Source organism: Kiloniella laminariae DSM 19542 (genome assembly GCF_000374005.1).
GTDB classification, from domain to species: Bacteria; Pseudomonadota; Alphaproteobacteria; order Kiloniellales; family Kiloniellaceae; genus Kiloniella; species Kiloniella laminariae.
The window spans coordinates 171,201-189,079 of record NZ_KB893134.1 but is presented as its reverse complement, the minus strand read 5'-3'; the positions used below and the strand labels follow the sequence as shown (position 1 = coordinate 189,079).

Genomic DNA, 17,879 nt, shown 5'->3' with positions numbered 1-17,879 from the left:
GTCAGCCAGCCCCCTGAAATCCAAAACCGCGTTACGCGCTTTTGCTGTTCTTGTCGTCATCAACTTCTTCGAAGTCAGCGTCAACAACACCATCATCGGCAGAAGAAGATGCCTCGGCTCCAGCTTCAGCGCCTTCGCCAGCAGCACCTGCCGCATCAGCATAAAGAGCTTCACCAAGCTTCATCGAAGCCTGATCAAGTGCTTCTTTTTTGGCTTTGATCTCTTCGATATCATCGCCTTCAAGCGCTGTTTTCAACGCGGCAATACCAGCTTCGACTTCACCTTTGTCAGCGTCAGAGATCTTGTCCCCAACTTCAGCAAGAGTTTTTTCAGTCTGGTGAATCAGGCCTTCAGCCTGGTTCCGCGCATCAACCGCTTCGCGGCGGGCCTTGTCAGACTCGGCGTTTTCTTCGGCATCCCGGACCATCTGTTCGATGTCCGCATCACTCAGCCCGCCAGAAGCAGTGATCTTGATCTGCTGCTCTTTGCCCGTTGCCTTGTCTTTCGCGCCGACATTAACAATTCCGTTGGCGTCGATATCAAAGGTAACTTCAATCTGGGGAATGCCACGTGGCGCACTTGGAATACCTTCAAGATTGAACTGGCCCAGAATTTTGTTATCGGAAGCCATTTCGCGCTCACCCTGGAAAACCCGGATGGTCACAGCATTCTGGTTGTCTTCCGCAGTCGAGAATACCTGGCTCTTCTTGGTCGGGATCGTTGTATTACGATCAATCAATTTGGTCATGACGCCACCAAGGGTCTCGATCCCAAGGGAAAGCGGTGTCACATCAAGCAGCAGGACGTCTTTGACTTCACCCTGGAGAACACCCGCCTGAATTGCAGCACCAATCGCTACAACTTCATCAGGGTTCACACCACGGTGTGGCTCTTTTCCGAAGAAGTTCTTAACAGTTTCATGCACTTTTGGCATACGGATCATACCGCCAACCATAATGATTTCATCAATATCGGCAGGGGTAACACCCGCGTCTTTCAGCGCGGCTTTAACCGGGCCCATGGTGCGCTGGATCAGATCATCGACAAGTGCTTCGAGTTTGGCACGGGTCAGTTTGATGTTCAGGTGTTTTGGACCAGTAGCATCTGCGGTAATAAACGGCAGGTTGACTTCGGTCTGGCTGGAAGAAGACAGCTCAATCTTGGCTTTCTCGGCAGCTTCCTTCAGACGCTGCAATGCCAGCTTGTCGTCGCGCAGGTTGATGCCCTGTTCCTTCTGGAACTCATCCGCCAGATAGGAGATAATCCGGCCGTCAAAGTCTTCCCCACCAAGGAAGGTATCACCATTGGTGGACTTCACTTCAAACACACCGTCGCCGATTTCCAGAACGGACACGTCAAAGGTACCACCACCAAGGTCATAAACAACAATGGTGCCAGCGCCTTTTTTCTCCAGGCCATAGGCCAGGGCAGCAGCTGTCGGCTCGTTGATGATACGCAGAACTTCCAGACCGGCAATCTTACCGGCATCCTTGGTTGCCTGACGCTGAGAATCGTTGAAATAAGCCGGAACCGTGATAACCGCTTTGGTGACAGGCTCACCAAGATAGCTCTCGGCGGTTTCTTTCATTTTCTGCAAGATAAAGGCAGAAATCTGTGACGGGCTGTATTTTTCATTGTTGGCTTCAACCCATGCATCGCCATTGTCAGCCTTGACGATGTTATAGGGAACCAAGCCCATATCTTTTTTGGTCAGCGGATCGTCGAACCGACGGCCGATCAGACGCTTGATCGCAAAAAGAGTGTTTGACGGGTTGGTAACCGACTGACGTTTTGCAGGAAGCCCGACAAGACGCTCTTCAGCAGTAAATCCAACCATGGAAGGTGTGGTACGGGCACCCTCAGCGTTCTCGATAACACGCACGTCCTTGCCGTCCATAACGGCAACACAGGAGTTCGTTGTTCCAAGATCAATACCAATAACTTTGCTCATCTGTTTCCTCACACTTAAATTTAGCAAACCGATTTGGCAGCCTTGTTGGCAAGCACTGCCGGCTGGTCCCTATTAAGGGGTGAAGTCCAATAACTCGGGCTCACGGTCTATATATGCAGCCCTTGCTTTGACTGCAAGACGCAAAATGCCTAAAAAAATAAGGTTTTTCAGAAAAACGTTATCTGGATGTAATATCAGGCAATGGTATATTACCCCGCTATTACCCCGCTGATTTTCATCATAAATTACTCTTAAGATACTCTAACAACCGAAAGAATTTGCCCCTTGCCGGAACAAAACAAACCCAAAACAAACTCAAAGATGCGGGAAATGATCAAGTTGATCGCTCTGGGGGATATTCTTTTTGGCAGCGCCGTCCTGTTATTTGGATATTATAATTCTCTGGGAAACGCACTCGAGTACTTTGGTTTTGCCGTCACTTTGATCGGCGGCTTGCTGTTTCTTGCCATCCGCGTACTGGAAAAACGGGAGGACAAGCGATTACCTGGCTCCGGAAATGTCCCCAAATCGTGAAAACACGTCTGGTTTTCAGCAAGATAAACCCGCCCGGGAAAGGTATCCTTCAGGGAAAACTTGCCCGAAGAGATCTCCTTGGAGGAAGTATTCCCAAAGGGGATATTCAAGAGAATGATTGAAGGTTTCAGATACCTTCCCGAGCTCTTGAATCGGGATGAACAGGAACAGCTCCTCGCCGAATTACGGGTAAAAATCCGAAGATCACCCCTGTTTCAGCCCAGGATGCCCGGGAGTGGCCGGCCTTTTTCCGTGCAGATGACCAACTTTGGCCCCTTGGGCTGGGTGTCGGACAAGGACCACGGCTATCGCTATCAGGCCAAACATCCCGTAACCCAGAGTCCCTGGATGCCAATCCCGGACAAGCTTCTCCAGATCTGGAAACAGCATGCCCGCTATCCGGCCCCCCCGGAATGCTGCCTGTTAAACCACTATCACGATGAAAAAGCCAAAATGGGGCTGCACCGGGATGAAAACGAACAGGATTTCTCTGCGCCGGTTCTCTCGGTATCTCTGGGGGATACCGCCCTGTTCCGCCTGGGAGGGACCAGCAGAAAAGACCCGACATCTTCTTTAAAGCTGATGTCAGGGGATGTCATTATTCTGTCGGGAGAAGCCAGGAATGCCTATCACGGTATTGACCGCATTCTCTATGGCTCAAGCCAGCTGCTAAAAAACGGGGGCAGAATCAACCTGACCCTGCGCCGGGTCACCTACCCCGACGAAGACAGCCGCAAAGACCTGTCGCCATCAGGGTAGACAGAGATACCAGACATCATAGTCACCACAGCCGATGCGTTGCACCGGCGTAACCATTCCGGTTAAACGGTTGTATCAACCTTGGCTGGACCAGCAGGTCCACCTTTGGCAACCCCGACACGGGCAGGGCGCAGCAGGCGATCATGCAGCCGGAATCCACGTTCGATAACCTGCAGGATTGTTCCTTCCGGCTGGGATGGATCCGGAATTTCAAACAGCGCTTCGTGGCTGTGCGGGTCCATGCGACTGCCCAAAGCCTCGATCTCGGTAATGTTATGGCGTTCAAACACCTTGAGCATTTCCCGGTTGGTCATCTCGACACCGTCACGCAGGGTTTTAAGCTGGTCATTTTCTTCAGCAGCAGCCTCTGGCACGGCAGAAAGTGCGCGGTGCAGGTTATCCATGACACCGATCAGTTCGGTAACCAGTCTTTGCGGTGCAAATTTAATTGCATCTTCTTTTTCGCGGCGGGTACGGTTGCGCAGATTTTCCATCTCGGCCATCGTCCGCAGCAACTGGTCTTTCAGCTTGACAACCTCCAGCTCCAGTTCAGCAACTCTGGCTGCATCCGCCGCAACAGAAGACTTGGGCAGCTCTTCGGCTTCCAGTTCGCTATCCGCGGCTTGTTCTGCTTCTGCACCCGCAAGATTTTTGGCAAGATTCTCGGCCAGATCTTCAGCAAGATCACCATCAAAATCCCCGGCCAAATCCTGGGGCATCTGCTCTTCGCTAACGATGTTCTCTTCTGAATTCTGCTTTTCCGTTTTAGGCATTTCTCTGCAAACCACTCTTAAATTTCAACTGTTATCATGACGGAGATCAGGCCCGTATCAGCACCCAGCATTAACACAGGATCTCCTAGCCGATCATGCGGCCAAGGATCTTGGCCGTATAGTCAACCATGGGAATAATCCGCGCATAGTCGATCCGGGTAGGGCCGATCACACCGATGGCACCAACGACCTGCTGCCGACTATTTTTGTAAGGTGCCATTACTACAGAACACCCCGCCTGGGCAAATAATTCGTTTTCAGCACCGATGAAGATCTGGACCCCTTCCGCTGTTTTTGTCAGCTCCAGCAGACGAACCAGCGACTCCTTTTTCTCCAATGCAGAAAACAGATGGCGAACCCGCTCCAGATCTTCAAGGGCATTTATGTCTTCAAGTAACTGTGCCTGCCCCCGCACGATCAGGGCACCACCAGGATTCCCGTTCATGTCCTGGGCCCAGGAAGCCAGTCCAAGCTCGACAACCTTGCGCGAAAGTTCATCCAGAAGCAGCTGGTGTTCCTGTAACTCGATCCCGATCTCGACAATCGCCTCTTCCAGCGTTCGACCGATCAGGCGGGCCGAGAGGTAGTTCGATGCCTCAACCAGGGCAGAAGGCGGCAAGCCAAGAGGCAGATCGACAACCCGGTTCTCTACCGTGCCGGAATCAGAAATCAGTACCACCAGCGCCCGCCCCGGACCAAGCGAAACAAACTCGATATGCTTGAGAGGTTCCGAGAGCTTCGGGGCAAAAACCAGACCGGCGCACTGCGACAAACCGGAAAGCATCCCCGTGGTCTCTTCCAGCAGTTGCGGTAGGGATTTCCCTCCTGCGGCACACTGCATTTTGATCCGGGCCTGCTCATCCTTGCTCAGGTTCCCATGCTCCAGCAACCCGTTTACATAGAGACGCAACCCCATATCCGTAGGCAAGCGCCCGGCAGAGGTGTGGCGGGCAAAAAGCAAACCCATGTCTTCCAGATCTGCCATGACATTTCGGATGGTCGCGGGCGAAAGGTCCATGCCCAGGCGGCGCGACAGGGTCCGGGACCCCACAGGCTCGCCAGTTTCAACATAGGCATCGACCACCAGCCGGAATATCTCCCGCGAACGGTCATTCATCCCGGAAACAACACTGGTAATCAAAGAAGAACTGTTCAGTTTTACCAAGTTGTCCAAACCTTTATCTGCCATCAAACCGGATGCTGGTTTATCCGGCTGAACTTGCCACCATATCCGTTCCGTCAGGCTAGGTCTTCACAAGAAGACCTTTCTTCACAGCTTTCCTAAATGTAGTGACGCGTCAGGGTTCGGTCAACGGGTCGCGTTCTGGGGTGTTACTGCCAGCCCTGTCACCTGGATCCAAGTCGATCACCCGGACATGAATCAAGGCCGAGCTTGATCCCGTTTTTTATCGAACTGTCTGTCACTTTTTTTTGACACTTTTAACTTCAGATTCACGGCATTTATTATGGAAAAAATGATTCATTAACTATTTGATGTTAAACAATATATTAAGAATTTTTTTTCATCGCCAAAAAGTTCTTGCATTGAAAAACGATTGGTCTTAAACAACCGCGCTTAGATCACGACGCACACGCACGTGCCACTGGCCCAAGGTCATATGACCCCAGCAGGTTACGCTACGACGTACGCGTCCTTTTTGGCCTTGTCGGCAGAGCCCGACACCGAGAGGGAGCTTACTTAATGGTTGCAGATCCTACTACACAGTACATTCACACGATCCAGCTGGAAGAAGAAGAGGCAAACCCTGATTTGCCGGCAGAACCAAGAATTCCCATGACCAGTGGGCGTTTGAACAACCGCATGTCTTCTTTTCTGGCCGATCAGGATTTTTCTATTCCCCATCTGGTCGTAGATCTCGACCGGGTTGAAGAAAATTATCGTGCCTTGGACAAGGCTTTGCCACAGGCAGACATCTTCTACGCAGTCAAAGCAAACCCGCACGAAGAGGTTATCAAGCGCCTTGCTTCGCTTGGCTCCTGCTTTGATACCGCCAGCCTGAACGAAATTGACCTCTGTCTTAATCTCGGAATCAGCCCGGATCGTGTGTCTTTCGGCAATACCATCAAAAAAGTACGCGATATTACCGCCGCTTATAAAAAAGGTATCCGCCTCTACGCATTCGACAGTGACGAAGAGCTTGGCAAACTGGCAGAACACGCGCCCGGTTCCGACGTTTTCTGTCGTGTCCTGGTCAACTGTGACGGTGCTGAATGGCCCCTGAGCAAAAAATTCGGCTGCTCGACAGAAATGGCCTATGGTCTGATCGTCAAGGCAAAGGAAGCCGGGCTCAATCCTGTTGGCTTCTCTTTCCATGTCGGTTCACAGCAGACCAACCTTGACCAGTGGGACAGTGCTCTCAGCCAGGTTGAAAAGCTGTTCAACGATCTGGCCCGCGTCGGTATCAAGCTGACTCTGGTCAATATGGGCGGTGGTTTCCCTGCCCATTACACCACCGACATCCCTGATGCCCAGGCCTATGGCCAGGCAATTACCAAAGCCATGGATGGACATTTCGGCAACAGCAAACTGCGTATGATCGTAGAGCCGGGCCGTTATATTGTTGGGGATGCAGGTGTTATTGAGGCCGAAGTTGTTCTGGTTTCACGCAAGGAAGACAAAGATAAAAAGCGCTGGGTCTATCTGGACATTGGCCTGTTTTCTGGCCTTGCAGAATGCATTGGTGAAGCTATCCGCTACCCTATTTCCGTTCCCGGCAAAGAACACAGTACAGAAACCGGACCTGTGGTTCTGGCCGGACCGAGCTGTGACAGTCTGGATATCCTGTACCAGAACACGGCCTATATGATGCCTATGGATCTGAAAGCAGGCGACAAGGTTCTCCTGCATTCAACAGGAGCCTACACCACGACCTATTCCTCCGTAGGATTTAACGGCTTCCCGCCACTCGCCTGCGTCTGCATCTAGTGTAATTCAATGATTTCTTCCCGTCTCTGATCGGCTTTCCTCTAATGGATAGATCAGAGGCGGGATGTTTTTTTGCCCTCAGGAAACGACAAGATAACGGGGAGAAACCGGTTTTTTCTCGGTGGTCTGTTCTTCATTCCGAACAAATGAGTCCGCTTTTCCTTTTGGAAGAATGCTGTAACTGCAACGCCTGCCGCCTTCCAGCAGATATTCTACCCGCTCAACCATAACATCCTCCCCCAGAATGCTGCGGAAAACATCCAGCTCAGCCCGGCAGAAACCCTGACAAATGGTGGCTGCTGCACAGATCGGGCAGTGGTTTTCTATAAACAGATATCCCTCCCCTTCATCAGCCTTTTTTGCCTCGGCCATATAGCCTTCAGCCTGACGGAGTGCGACCAGTTTTTTCACCCGCTTTTCCAGCGTCTCTGCCCCCTCCATCTCACGCTGATAATGCGATAGGGTTTGTCGCTCGCGATAGGCCACGAGTTTTTCGACACCTTCATTACCGAATACTGCACGCGCGCCCTCGATCAGCTCTTTGGTCAAAACCGCATGTGCATCCCCAAACCGGTTATGGGATCGGGGGCTGAGCTCCCAGACCAGAGCAGGTCTTCCCGCTGACTTTTCTGTTCTTTTCTCTGTTGCTTCACTCTGTGACTGGATCATACCCTGCTCATGCATGCGCTTGAGATGCTGGCGCATGCCGATAGCGGTCATCTCCATCTGTCGTGCGAGATCCTTCGCGGACAGGGGGCCACGGGCTTTCAAGAGTGCTAGAATAGCATCTTCTGTTTTGCTGAGGTTTTGCATCTGATGACTATACACGATCAAAATACATTTAAAAAGATATTGCTTTTTAAATGTATTTTATGTCATGGATAATATGAAAAGAAATTACTTTTTTAATTAACAGGAATCGAGAGTATGTCAGACTCTTCACAATCTGCAGGCACAAACAGCCAAGCACAGGCAGAACAGAAAATGACCCCGCAAAATATCCTGCATCTGGTCATTGTTTGTTGTGGCATAACGCTTTACGCCCTGAATAACCTGATTACCTCGACCCTGCTGCCTTCTGCAGTCAGTGACTTGCAGGGCATTAATTTTATCAACTGGTCGGCCCTGGTCTACAGTACAGCGGCAATTATTTTTTCCCTCACAGGCGGTTCGCTCAAGACCAGCCTTGGGGGACGCAAAACCATGATTATCGCGGGCCTGGTCTTCACATTCGGCGCCCTTCTGGTTTCCCAGTCATCAGATATGATTTTTTTCCTCTTCGCCCGGGCGATCCAGGGGGCAGGCGGGGGTCTGATTCTCGCAACCTGCTATACTGTGATCGGTGATCTCTTTGCCCGCCACCACTGGCCCAAAGTCTTTGCCTGGGAATCTGCCGTCTGGGCTGTCGCCTCCCTCACTGGCCCTCTCGCAGGAGGTTTCTTTGCCCAGACAGTCGGCTGGCGGCTGGCCTTTTACCTTATTGCTGGTTCTGCTCTGCTTTTTGTTGTTGCAGTACGCCTGTGTTTCCCCCCAAAAGCCCGGCTGGAACAGGAAACCATCACCACGTCCAGAAAAGAAAAACTCGCCGCTCTTCCCATACTGCGACTGATTATTCTGGTCATGGCCATCAGTTCCATTGCGATTGCCGGACTGGAGCCGGACTGGTCACTGCCACTGCTCGGCGTTGCCTTTCTCTTGTTGCTCCTGCTGTTGCAGCGGGACAAGCTTGCCAAATCACCTCTCCTTCCTCGGGAAGGGATCAACTTCACCACACCGGCAGGGACAGGGTTACTGGTTATTTTTCTGGCATCCGTTTCTACCTATTCTTTTGTTGTCTACGGTCCCTATCTGCTCCAGACCGTGCATGGGCTAACTCCTCTCAATGCAGGTTATCTGGTTGCCTGGGAATCCATGTCCTGGTCTATCGCGGCGATGATCTGCGCTCGAATTTCTCAGACCGTACGCTGGCGGCCTCTCTTGATCCCCATCGGGATCGGCACCTCGGCCATTGGTTTATATGGTATTAGCCTGTTTCTCTTTTCCGGCCCTCTCTGGCTTCTGACAGTCGCAATCTTCTTTGCCGGAGCAGGTTTTGGTATTTTCTGGGCCGATCTTTCCTCCCGGATAATTGAATCCGGCCCCTCGGAAGAGCGTGACCGGCGATCCGGGGCCATTCCGACCGTCCTCATGTGCGGCGGGGCCTTTGGCCCGGCCCTGGCGGGTATCCCCGCACAGATGGCAGGTTTCAGCGACACTGCCACACTGGCTGTTCTGGAAGCAACGGCCTATTGGGTTCATATCGCCTTTGTCCCTCTGGTTCTCTTGTCCCTCTTCCTCTCCTTCAGGGTCATACGTCCACGCGCAACTTCAGTTTCTGAACAGGGCAGTCTCAGAGGAACCGATTCATTTGTCGCCGCCAAACCCGTACTACCGACACCACCCGACAGCTGATCCTACTTGTGCAGATAATCCGGGAAGACGCACTGAGAAGACGTGCCGGGACTGGACGCAGGGCATTGCATGGGGTAGCTTCCGCTCAATCTTACCAATCATCAATTGAGGGCATCGCCATGCGTCCATCAGGCCGGAACCCAGACCAGATGCGTCAGGTCTCCATCGAAACCAACTTCAGCAAACATGCTGAAGGCTCCTGTCTGATCAAATTCGGGGACACACATGTTCTCTGTACAGCCTCTGTCGAAGACGGCACACCCCCTTGGCTGCGCAACACGGGTAAAGGTTGGATCACAGCCGAATACGGCATGCTCCCCCGTGCGACCCACAGCCGCTCACCCCGTGAAGCTGCCAAGGGCAAACAGTCCGGCAGAACCCAAGAGATCCAGCGGCTGATCGGCCGTTCTCTCCGGGCAGTGGCCGATATGGGCGGTTTTGGCGAACGCCAGATCAAGGTTGATTGCGACGTATTGCAAGCTGACGGTGGCACCCGAACCGCCTCTATCACCGGTGGATTTATCGCCCTGCATCTGGCCTTCCAGCACATGCAGAAAATCGGCATGATCGACTCAATTCCCCTGACCGACCATGTTGCGGCCATTTCCTGTGGCATTTTCGAAGGCACACCTGTGCTGGATCTTGATTATCCCGAAGATTCCAACGCCCAGGCCGATGCAAACTTTGTCCTGACCGGAGATCTCGGTGTTGTTGAAATCCAGGGAACTGCCGAAGAAAAACCCTTCTCCAGGAACGAATTCAACAGCCTGCTGGATCTGGCCGAAAAAGGTATCGCCGAACTGGTGATTCTGCAAAAACAGGCCATCGGCCAGGCCTAAGTTGATAGGATAACTCTGCTGCTGTTCTTTTGGGCAGCGCAGAGTTCCTTGCCTCTAGACTACACAGGGAAACACAATGTCCGAACAACAGTCCCAGCAAGGATCAAACCTGAATCGTCCCCTGGACAGCGGGAAACTGGTTCTTGCCACTCACAATGCCGGGAAGCTCAGGGAAATAGCAGAACTGCTCGCCCCCTATGGCATGGATGTTGTCTCGGCTGGTGATCTCGGCCTGCCGGAACCGATCGAGGATGGCGACAGCTTTGCCGCCAACGCCCGGATTAAGGCCCTGGCTGCAGCAAAGGAATCTGGTTTTCCAGCCCTTTCGGATGACAGTGGTCTCGCCGTTGTTGCCCTGAACGGTGATCCCGGAATTTACTCTGCCCGCTGGGCAGGACCGACCAAAGATTTTTCCCTGGCCATGACCTCAGTAGAACAGGCCCTCGCTGCGGCGGCGGCACAGGGCGACAACAATCGCGCAGCCTACTTTATCTGCGCGCTCTGCCTCGCCTGGCCCGATGGTACAACCGAGGTTTTTGAAGGCCGGGTGGATGGCACCATCGTTCATCCCCCTCGCGGGGATCAGGGATTTGGTTATGATCCGGTCTTTCAGGCCGAAGGGGAAAGCATTACATTTGGCGAAATGGACCCGGTTCGCAAACATTCCATGAGCCATCGGGCCCGCGCCTTTACCCTGTTGGTCAAGCATAAATTCACAGCCTGACAAGCAGAAGAATCCTGCTGGATAAAACTGTTATACAAGTCTGTGCTAAACTGAAGTCACCCAAGAGGGTGTCCACCATTAGACCCCGGTGACTTCACGGGATGAACTAATAGATGCAACAAACAAGCCCAGGCACAGTCCCTGCAGCGGCAAGACGAGGTTTCGGGATTTATATCCACTGGCCCTTCTGTCTGAAAAAATGCCCCTATTGCGACTTTAACAGCCATGTCCGGGAAGATGTCTCACAAAGTCGCTGGCGGGCAGCACTGTTGCAGGAACTCGACCACTATGCCGAGCTGCTGAAACAGCGTGGTGGCGAAGGCCGGATTGTCAGTTCGGTTTTCTTTGGCGGCGGTACCCCTTCGCTCATGGCACCAGAAACAGTAGCAGCACTGATTGATCGTATCCGCCAGCTCTGGCCCACGCGCAATGATCTCGAAATCACCCTTGAAGCTAATCCAACCTCGGTTGAGGCCGGAAAGTTTGCCGCTTTCAGTCAGGCCGGGATCAATCGTGTTTCTCTGGGCATCCAGTCCCTGAATGACGACGACCTGAAGTTTCTTGGTCGGGAACACTCTGCCAGCGAAGCTCTGGCCGCGATTGATATCGCCCGCAAAAATTTTGAACGTTTCTCTTTTGACCTGATCTATGCCCGGCCTGAACAGGACCGCAAGGCCTGGAAGCGCGAACTAGAACGTGCCCTTGGCGAAGGCACTGGTCATCTGTCGCTCTACCAGCTGACAATCGAGGAAAACACCGTCTTTCATGCTGCGCGGCGTCGGGGTGAACTGAAAGAGCTCGATCAGGACAAGGCTGCAGAACTTTATGAACTGACCAACGAGATCATGGCCGAAAAGGGGCTGCCCGGTTACGAAGTATCAAACTATGCCCGCCCCGGAGAAGAAAGCCGCCATAACCTGACCTATTGGCGCTATGGCGACTACATCGGGATCGGCCCCGGCGCGCATGGCCGCCTGACCCTGAACCCAAATGACTCTTCCTCCGGATCTGGCAGCCGCACAGAAAAACTGGCCACCCGCCAGCACCGTGCGCCGGAAATCTGGCTCGAAACCGTGGAACAGGCTGCCCATGCCACCCGAAATTTTGATATTGTTTCGGATCGGGAACGATTTGAGGAAATGATTATGATGGGTCTGCGCCTGAAAGAAGGGATTTCTCTTGCGGAAATCCGGCTGGAAACGGGACAAGATTTGGAACAGCTGATCCCTGCCTCTCGTTTAACCGCCCTCTGCGACGAGGATTTACTCGTCAAAAATGACGATGTCATCAGCGCAACAGCCGCAGGAAGAATAAGGCTGGATACCCTGCTGTCTTATCTGCTGGGCTGATTCCGCAATACAGGCCAGCAGGCAAGCTGATCTTTTTGACAGTAGCCCCTGGAACTGTTCAGGAATCAGTAAGGGCTTTTCTCTATAGTTGCAGGTGATGATTGATAGCAGCCCTTGTGGATAATCTGGGAAATCAACCACGAACTGTTCTGCTCTGACGATCAGCAGGTTTGAAACATATAATGGCCGATTATAAATATCATGCTGCACTGGTAGATCTGGATAGCGCTCCCCAGGAGATCCAGACCTTGCTTGATCTATGGGATCTGTACCGGGCCGAGAACAAACTGCCGTTAAAAAGAATAATGAACCCCGCAGATTTTAAAACACATCTGGGGCGGATTTGCATCATAGAGGTCCTCCAGCAGCCACTGGATTTTATCTACCGTCTTGATGGCACAGAAATTTCTGCGACTTCCAACGAAGATCTGCACGGCCTGAGCATCCTCGACGGCACACCCTCAGAAGTTTACCAGAACCATTTCCAGGAATTCAAAATCACTCTTGAGGCTGCAGAGCCCCGGCTCTGGCATGTCAGCTATACTCTGGACCCGCAAAGCTTTGAATACCTGCGCCTTATGCTGCCCTTTACCCGTGACGATGAAACTGCGGCTGCCGTACCGGATTTTTTCATGACCTACTGCTATTCCCTCAGCTCCAGCGATGGTTCTTTTCCCACCTTTCGGCACCTCTCTTCACACTGCTAATCAGCTTCAGGGGCTTTGTATCTGATATTAACTTTTGCGACCCCGTCTTATTGAGATTGCCTTGGCACAGAGTTTCTGGGACAAGACCATAAAGAGAGAGGAATCATGATCAATCTGGAAAAAGCCGCCGAAATCATCCTGTCACAAGCCGCCAGAAAAGCAGGTTTTGCCGAACTTTCGGATCAACAGAAGCTCGCCTTCATCGCCGAAGACAGAAACCGGGTGATTGAGACTCTCGTACGCAAGTGGCTTGGCTGTATCGCCCTGATCGCGGAACTCAAAGCTCACCCTGATGTTATCGCCGCGAAAATTCCTGATCTGCCAGAGGACTATGTTCTTGAAAAGCTCAAGGGTCCCAAGACTGATGACGGAAAGCTGCTGACCGATACCGCCAGAGCCATGGCCGGCGCGATTCTCGACGCAAGCCTGGCCCGGGCCCTCACTGCATCTTCTTCCAGCTGAGCTTGTCTTCCCATGCCTTCCTGCTCCCTCCCTCCCGAATGCAGGGATCTCGGTTTCTGGCGCAAGCTCAACCCGGAACTTTCAATCACCAACACCCCAAAGGAAAGTCCCGCCCTGCCCGGAATTGACGAGCCTTGTCTGGAACAGGTCTCTGATACTCTCTGGCAGGACGGTTATCTCTCTTGTCCTGAGCTCTATCCGGAATCAGAGCTGGCCCCGCTGCGCCAGGCGATGACCCGCCTTCAGCAGCACAACCTGCCCCAGGCTTTTATCTATCTCTACGACGAAGTCTGGCAGCTGTTTCTCCGCGCCAGGCCTCTTCTTTCCCACTATCTCGGGGACCAGTACCGGATACTGCCCCACTTCTGGGCCTGGTATATCGAAGCCGGAAAAGGAACGGGTTGGCCCCCGCACCGCGACTCTGCCGATCAGTCCGTCATCAACCTCTATGGGCAGGAAATGCTGGTCTCCCTCAGCCTCTGGCTGCCCCTGACCGACGCAACCCTGCAAAATGGCTGTATGTCGATTTTGCCCAAAAGCTGTGAAAACACTTATGAGCCACTCCTGACCGATCAGGGCCAGATCCGGCTTCAGGATGCCCTCGCCCTACCGGCCAAAGCAGGCTCCCTGCTCGGCTGGCGCCAGGACCTCTACCATTGGGGCGGAAGGAGCCATCGTACAGCCCAGGGCCCGCGCCTAAGCCTTTCACTAGAATTCCAGAATGCAGCTCTCGATCCTCTCTGCGAACCACTGATCGACCCGCAAACCCCGCCGCCTCCCGAAGCCAGACTGGAACTGGTCCTCAAGCAGTTGGAAAAATACCTTCATATGGAAAAAAGCTGAGTTTCATCGTTTCGTCATGTTGATAAAGACAGAACTGTCATAAAGATCCTTTATCAGCGCGGGCACCAAAGACCGATCACACGAGAGATCAGCATCATGTCCCGCAATTCCTCTTTAAAGACCTCTCTTCCGACCTTTTTTTCTGCAACCGCTGACAACAAAACCCAAAGCCTCAATCTGGTTGAGGCCTCTGTGTTGTCCCCGACCTTTGCCCGCCGCTTTTCCTCCCCCAAGGAGCTCTCCCGCTACACCCGGCTTTCTGCCCTGAAGCAGCCTCTGATCATTGCCCATCGCGCGGGCTACTCCCCGACTGGACTCTGGCCGGAATGCGCCCTGGAAAGCGCTGATCAAGTCCTGAGAAATGGTCCGGCGATTATCGAGATTGATGTCAGAACCTCTGCAGACGGGGAACTCTTCTGTATCCATGATAAAACCCTCGACAATGGCACCAGTGGACAAGGCCCGGTTCGGGAAACCTCGGCTGAAACCATCTACAACCTGCATCTTCTTGATGCCAAAGGGGCTCAGACCAGCTACCGGATTCCTTCGCTTGACGACTTTCTCGTCTGGTCATCTTGCGGCGCAGTCCTCTGGCTCGATATCAAAGAAGCCTCCCCGAAAAAGGTCATCGCCAAAATCAGGGAACACAAGGCCGAAGCCCGGGTAATTGTCAGCGCCTATGGCCGCAAAAACCTGCTGAAATTCCTGAAGTTTGCCCCCGATCTGGTCTATTTTGTGCCCTTTGTTCCCGAACTTGATCTGCCCGATCTGGAATCTGTGCTCGACAGCGGCGCAAAGCCGGACCAGCTGATCGGCTTTGCCGGGCTCTATCTGCCCGATATCCGGGCCTCGCTTTCTCTGGCTGAACACAACATCCCGGCCCTGCTCGATCTCGGGCGCGGAGACCGCCGTCTTGCCCCGGACCAGCTTGACCCGAGGCTCTATAAAACGGCGGTACAGCAGGGTTTTCCCCTGCTCAATACCGATCACTACCAGGCCGTCCAGAAAATTCTCTCGATCAAAAACTGGGCCTGACCTCTGCTATGCCCTGCGGTTCAGCAGCCGCAGGGCATTGAGGGTGACCAGCACAGTTGCCCCAGTATCGGCCACCACGGCCATCCACAAGCCTGTCATACCCAGCAGGGTTGTCACCAGAAACAGGCCCTTGAGCCCCAGCGCTAGGGCAACATTTTGATGTATATTCGCCATGGTCGCCCGCGCCCGGCGCAACAGGGCAGGAAGAGATTCAAGACGGTTTTCCATCAGGGCAATATCCGCGGCCTCCAGGGCCACATCCGTCCCCCCGCCCATGGCAATCCCCACCTCGGCAATCTTGAGTGCCGGGGCGTCGTTAATGCCGTCGCCAACCATCACCACAGAACCTTCCAGCGAAAGCTGGTTAATCTCGGTCAGTTTATCCTGCGGCAACAGCTCTGCCCGAACGTTTAAACCCAGTTCCTGGCCAAGCGCCTTCGCCGTCCGCGCGTTATCTCCGGTCAACATCACCGTTTTCAGACCAAGCCCTGCCAGCTCCCCGATCACGGATATCGCCGTGGCCCGCGGTTCATCCCGCAGGGCAATCAAACCACAAAGCTGATCATCAACCGTGACCACCACCACCGTCTTGCCAGCCTCTTCCAGCTCAGCCAGTTGGTGCCCCAGCTCCGGCGCAGCAACCAGAAGCGCGGCAGAATGTTTCGGTGATCCCACCATCACCTCCCTTTGCCCGACCCGCCCCCTGGCTGCTTTTCCGGCAATTGTCTGGGCATCTTCTACCGCTGGAATGGCAATCTTCCGGCCTTCCACATAACTGACCAACGCTCTGGCCAGGGGATGGCCTGATCCACGCTCAACTGCAGCAACCAGCGCCAGCAGTTCTGTTTCCTCGCCCTGTGTGACCACAACGTCGGTAATCTGGGGACGTCCTTCGGTCAGAGTCCCGGTTTTGTCAAAGGCAATGGTTTTTGCCCGGGAAAGAGCTTCCAGCGCCGCCCCGCCCTTGATCAGAAGGCCACTTCGCGCCGCAGCAGCCAGCGAAGAAGTCACCGCAGCAGGGACCGAGATCACCAGCGCACAAGGGCAGGAGATAATCAGCAATGTCAGTGACTTGTAGATCCAGCTGCTCCAGTCGCCGCCAAACAACAGGGGCGGTACAACCGCAACCAGCAGCGAAACCAGCATCATCAGGGGGGTATAGATACTGGAAAAACGATCAATAAAGCGGGCCACCGGGGCTTTGTGTGCCTCGGATTCCTCGATCATCCGCACAATACGGTCAAGCGTGTTATCCCCGGCTTCTGACGTAACCCTGAAACGGGCCAACCGTTCGAGCACCAGCGCCCCGGCAAAAGCCGTCTCGCCCCTTTCCCGGTTGCGCGGCATCGACTCTCCGGTCAGGGCTGATTCATCAAGAATTGCCAGCTCGCCCAGGATCTCGCCATCCGCAGGCAACCTTTCCCCCGGCCGAACCTCGATCACATTACCAACCGACAGACTCTCGGCAGGTACTTCATGACTGTGATCACCCGCCTCATGAGCATCGTCTGTTCCCCCCAGATGCACCAGATGAGCCGTTCGCGGCTGCAGGTTGAGCAACAGAGAGATACCCTCCCGGGCTTTGCTCGCAGCCTGCTTCTCCAGCGCCTCACCGATCAGAAACAGAAACAGCACCATGGAGGCTTCCAGTGCTTCACCAATAACCAGCGCCCCGATTGCGGCCACAGACATCAGAGTCTGAATCCCGAAGTACTGGCCAAAACGCAGCGAGCGAAAAGTATTTTTCAGGATCGGCAGCAGACCGATCAGCGCGGCCACACTATAGAAAACCCGCGCCTGTCCCTCAAAAAATGTTGGCAACAGTTCAGACAGAGCGACCGCAGCCAGCAGAACCAGCCCGGTCAGGACAACTTTGCGCCAGGCCGGATCGCGGAAAAATCCCGATGCTGTTGACGGGATCTTTCCTGCCTTCTGGTCTGCATGATCATGGCTGTCTCCATGGACTGCACTGTGCTTTGCCCCGGCACATCCTGTCGCCACTTGAGAAGAAGCACAGCAGCTGCTCGAAACAGCGGCTTCAGGCTGCAACTTCCCCTTGGCCGTTATCTCGGCAAGGCTGTAACCAAGCCCGGTGACAACGCCTTTTATCTGTTCCTGGGAAATCTCAGCCGGGTCAAAATCAACTGAGAGTCTCTCCCGGGCAAAGGTAATCCGCCCGAAGTGGACCCCCGGCTGGCGTTCTATCGCCTTTTCAATACTCTTGGCACAGCTGGGGCAATCCATTCCCTGCACTGACCAGGTCCGGTGATGATGACGGTCTTTCAGCTCCCCTAGCAACTTCTCTACGGCAGTCTTTAAGCCATCCGTGCCTAGCCAGCTGACACTGTTACGCGTCACCTCGATTTGCGTAACACCGGGAATCGCGGACATTCCCTCGCTTATTTTTTCCCGACAGTCACCACAGTTGGCTGCTTCGGGCATATAGTCAGACAGGGAGAGACTTTGTTGCATGAGACACCTAATATGAATAATTATTCATATGAA

General features: G+C 53.6%; 16 protein-coding genes. 11 read left to right on the top strand and 5 right to left on the bottom strand.

All coding sequences use genetic code 11. The features are described 5' to 3' along the window. Positions 1–31: 31 nt before the first annotated feature. Positions 32–1,951, bottom strand: coding sequence for a molecular chaperone DnaK (gene dnaK / locus B152_RS0100925; RefSeq protein ID WP_020590490.1), 1,920 nt, complete (start codon positions 1,949–1,951; stop codon positions 32–34). A 330-nt stretch (positions 1,952–2,281) separates the two neighbouring features. Between dnaK and B152_RS0100920 the strand changes: the two genes are divergently transcribed. Continuing rightward, entirely contained in the window at positions 2,282–2,485 is a 204-nt protein-coding gene (locus B152_RS0100920) for a hypothetical protein (RefSeq protein WP_157230767.1), read from the top strand. A gap of 114 nt (positions 2,486–2,599) precedes the next feature. Next, the gene (locus tag B152_RS0100910; protein ID WP_020590487.1) at positions 2,600–3,244 is read left to right on the top strand and encodes an alpha-ketoglutarate-dependent dioxygenase AlkB family protein; all 645 of its coding nucleotides are present in this window, start codon (positions 2,600–2,602) and stop codon (positions 3,242–3,244) included. 62 nt (positions 3,245–3,306) lie between these two features. On the opposite strand, the gene B152_RS0100905 is transcribed toward B152_RS0100910, so the two are convergent. Both B152_RS0100905 and hrcA read right to left on the bottom strand, forming a co-directional pair. Further along, complete coding sequence (locus B152_RS0100905) at positions 3,307–4,017, bottom strand: nucleotide exchange factor GrpE (RefSeq protein WP_020590486.1); 711 nt, start codon at positions 4,015–4,017, stop codon at positions 3,307–3,309. A gap of 85 nt (positions 4,018–4,102) precedes the next feature. Continuing rightward, a complete protein-coding gene (gene hrcA / locus B152_RS0100900; RefSeq protein ID WP_020590485.1) occupies positions 4,103–5,206 on the bottom strand; it encodes a heat-inducible transcriptional repressor HrcA in 1,104 nt (367 codons plus the stop codon). A gap of 621 nt (positions 5,207–5,827) precedes the next feature. On the opposite strand from hrcA, the gene B152_RS0100895 reads away from it, so the two are divergent. Further along, a complete protein-coding gene (locus B152_RS0100895) occupies positions 5,828–6,964 on the top strand; it encodes a type III PLP-dependent enzyme (RefSeq protein ID WP_026261166.1) in 1,137 nt (378 codons plus the stop codon). A 78-nt stretch (positions 6,965–7,042) separates the two neighbouring features. Here the strand turns inward: B152_RS0100895 and B152_RS21980 are convergent, their stop codons facing one another. Next, on the bottom strand, positions 7,043–7,777 hold the full coding sequence (locus tag B152_RS21980) for a helix-turn-helix transcriptional regulator (RefSeq protein ID WP_157230766.1): 735 nt from the start codon (positions 7,775–7,777) through the stop codon (positions 7,043–7,045). 114 nt (positions 7,778–7,891) lie between these two features. Between B152_RS21980 and B152_RS0100885 the strand changes: the two genes are divergently transcribed. From B152_RS0100885 to B152_RS0100850, 8 genes are all read left to right on the top strand, one after another. Continuing rightward, on the top strand, positions 7,892–9,415 hold the full coding sequence (locus tag B152_RS0100885; RefSeq protein ID WP_020590482.1) for an MFS transporter: 1,524 nt from the start codon (positions 7,892–7,894) through the stop codon (positions 9,413–9,415). 119 nt (positions 9,416–9,534) lie between these two features. Next, on the top strand, positions 9,535–10,254 hold the full coding sequence (gene rph, locus B152_RS0100880) for a ribonuclease PH (RefSeq protein WP_026261165.1): 720 nt from the start codon (positions 9,535–9,537) through the stop codon (positions 10,252–10,254). 76 nt (positions 10,255–10,330) lie between these two features. Beyond that, positions 10,331–10,978, top strand: coding sequence for an RdgB/HAM1 family non-canonical purine NTP pyrophosphatase (rdgB, locus tag B152_RS0100875; RefSeq protein ID WP_020590480.1), 648 nt, complete (start codon positions 10,331–10,333; stop codon positions 10,976–10,978). Between the two features lie 113 nt (positions 10,979–11,091). Further along, on the top strand, positions 11,092–12,327 hold the full coding sequence (gene hemW, locus B152_RS0100870; protein WP_020590479.1) for a radical SAM family heme chaperone HemW: 1,236 nt from the start codon (positions 11,092–11,094) through the stop codon (positions 12,325–12,327). Positions 12,328–12,509: 182 nt separating this feature from the next. Further along, positions 12,510–13,034, top strand: a complete 525-nt coding sequence (locus B152_RS0100865) for a PAS domain-containing protein (protein ID WP_020590478.1) — start codon at positions 12,510–12,512, stop codon at positions 13,032–13,034. Between the two features lie 105 nt (positions 13,035–13,139). Continuing rightward, complete coding sequence (locus tag B152_RS0100860) at positions 13,140–13,496, top strand: hypothetical protein (RefSeq protein WP_020590477.1); 357 nt, start codon at positions 13,140–13,142, stop codon at positions 13,494–13,496. Positions 13,497–13,508: 12 nt separating this feature from the next. After that, positions 13,509–14,339, top strand: coding sequence for a phytanoyl-CoA dioxygenase family protein (locus B152_RS21975; protein ID WP_020590476.1), 831 nt, complete (start codon positions 13,509–13,511; stop codon positions 14,337–14,339). A 96-nt stretch (positions 14,340–14,435) separates the two neighbouring features. Then, complete coding sequence (locus tag B152_RS0100850; RefSeq protein WP_020590475.1) at positions 14,436–15,374, top strand: glycerophosphodiester phosphodiesterase family protein; 939 nt, start codon at positions 14,436–14,438, stop codon at positions 15,372–15,374. Between the two features lie 6 nt (positions 15,375–15,380). Here the strand turns inward: B152_RS0100850 and B152_RS0100845 are convergent, their stop codons facing one another. Next, on the bottom strand, positions 15,381–17,846 hold the full coding sequence (locus B152_RS0100845; protein WP_211212085.1) for a heavy metal translocating P-type ATPase: 2,466 nt from the start codon (positions 17,844–17,846) through the stop codon (positions 15,381–15,383). Between the last annotated feature and the right edge of the window lie 33 nt (positions 17,847–17,879).

Bases quoted from the DNA above. Each gene is read 5' to 3' on its own strand.
- B152_RS0100885 (WP_020590482.1), top strand. From the start codon at position 7,892: ATGTCAGACTCTTCACAATCTGCAGGCACAAACAGCCAAGCACAGGCA.
- B152_RS0100910 (WP_020590487.1), top strand. From the start codon at position 2,600: ATGATTGAAGGTTTCAGATACCTTCCCGAGCTCTTGAATCGGGATGAA.
- rdgB (WP_020590480.1), top strand. From the start codon at position 10,331: ATGTCCGAACAACAGTCCCAGCAAGGATCAAACCTGAATCGTCCCCTG.
- B152_RS21980 (WP_157230766.1), bottom strand. From the start codon at position 7,777: ATGCAAAACCTCAGCAAAACAGAAGATGCTATTCTAGCACTCTTGAAA.
- hrcA (WP_020590485.1), bottom strand. From the start codon at position 5,206: ATGGCAGATAAAGGTTTGGACAACTTGGTAAAACTGAACAGTTCTTCT.
- B152_RS0100920 (WP_157230767.1), top strand. From the start codon at position 2,282: ATGATCAAGTTGATCGCTCTGGGGGATATTCTTTTTGGCAGCGCCGTC.
- B152_RS0100850 (WP_020590475.1), top strand. From the start codon at position 14,436: ATGTCCCGCAATTCCTCTTTAAAGACCTCTCTTCCGACCTTTTTTTCT.
- rph (WP_026261165.1), top strand. From the start codon at position 9,535: ATGCGTCCATCAGGCCGGAACCCAGACCAGATGCGTCAGGTCTCCATC.
- dnaK (WP_020590490.1), bottom strand. From the start codon at position 1,951: ATGAGCAAAGTTATTGGTATTGATCTTGGAACAACGAACTCCTGTGTT.
- B152_RS0100865 (WP_020590478.1), top strand. From the start codon at position 12,510: ATGGCCGATTATAAATATCATGCTGCACTGGTAGATCTGGATAGCGCT.
- B152_RS21975 (WP_020590476.1), top strand. From the start codon at position 13,509: ATGCCTTCCTGCTCCCTCCCTCCCGAATGCAGGGATCTCGGTTTCTGG.
- B152_RS0100905 (WP_020590486.1), bottom strand. From the start codon at position 4,017: ATGCCTAAAACGGAAAAGCAGAATTCAGAAGAGAACATCGTTAGCGAA.
- B152_RS0100845 (WP_211212085.1), bottom strand. From the start codon at position 17,846: ATGCAACAAAGTCTCTCCCTGTCTGACTATATGCCCGAAGCAGCCAAC.
- hemW (WP_020590479.1), top strand. From the start codon at position 11,092: ATGCAACAAACAAGCCCAGGCACAGTCCCTGCAGCGGCAAGACGAGGT.
- B152_RS0100860 (WP_020590477.1), top strand. From the start codon at position 13,140: ATGATCAATCTGGAAAAAGCCGCCGAAATCATCCTGTCACAAGCCGCC.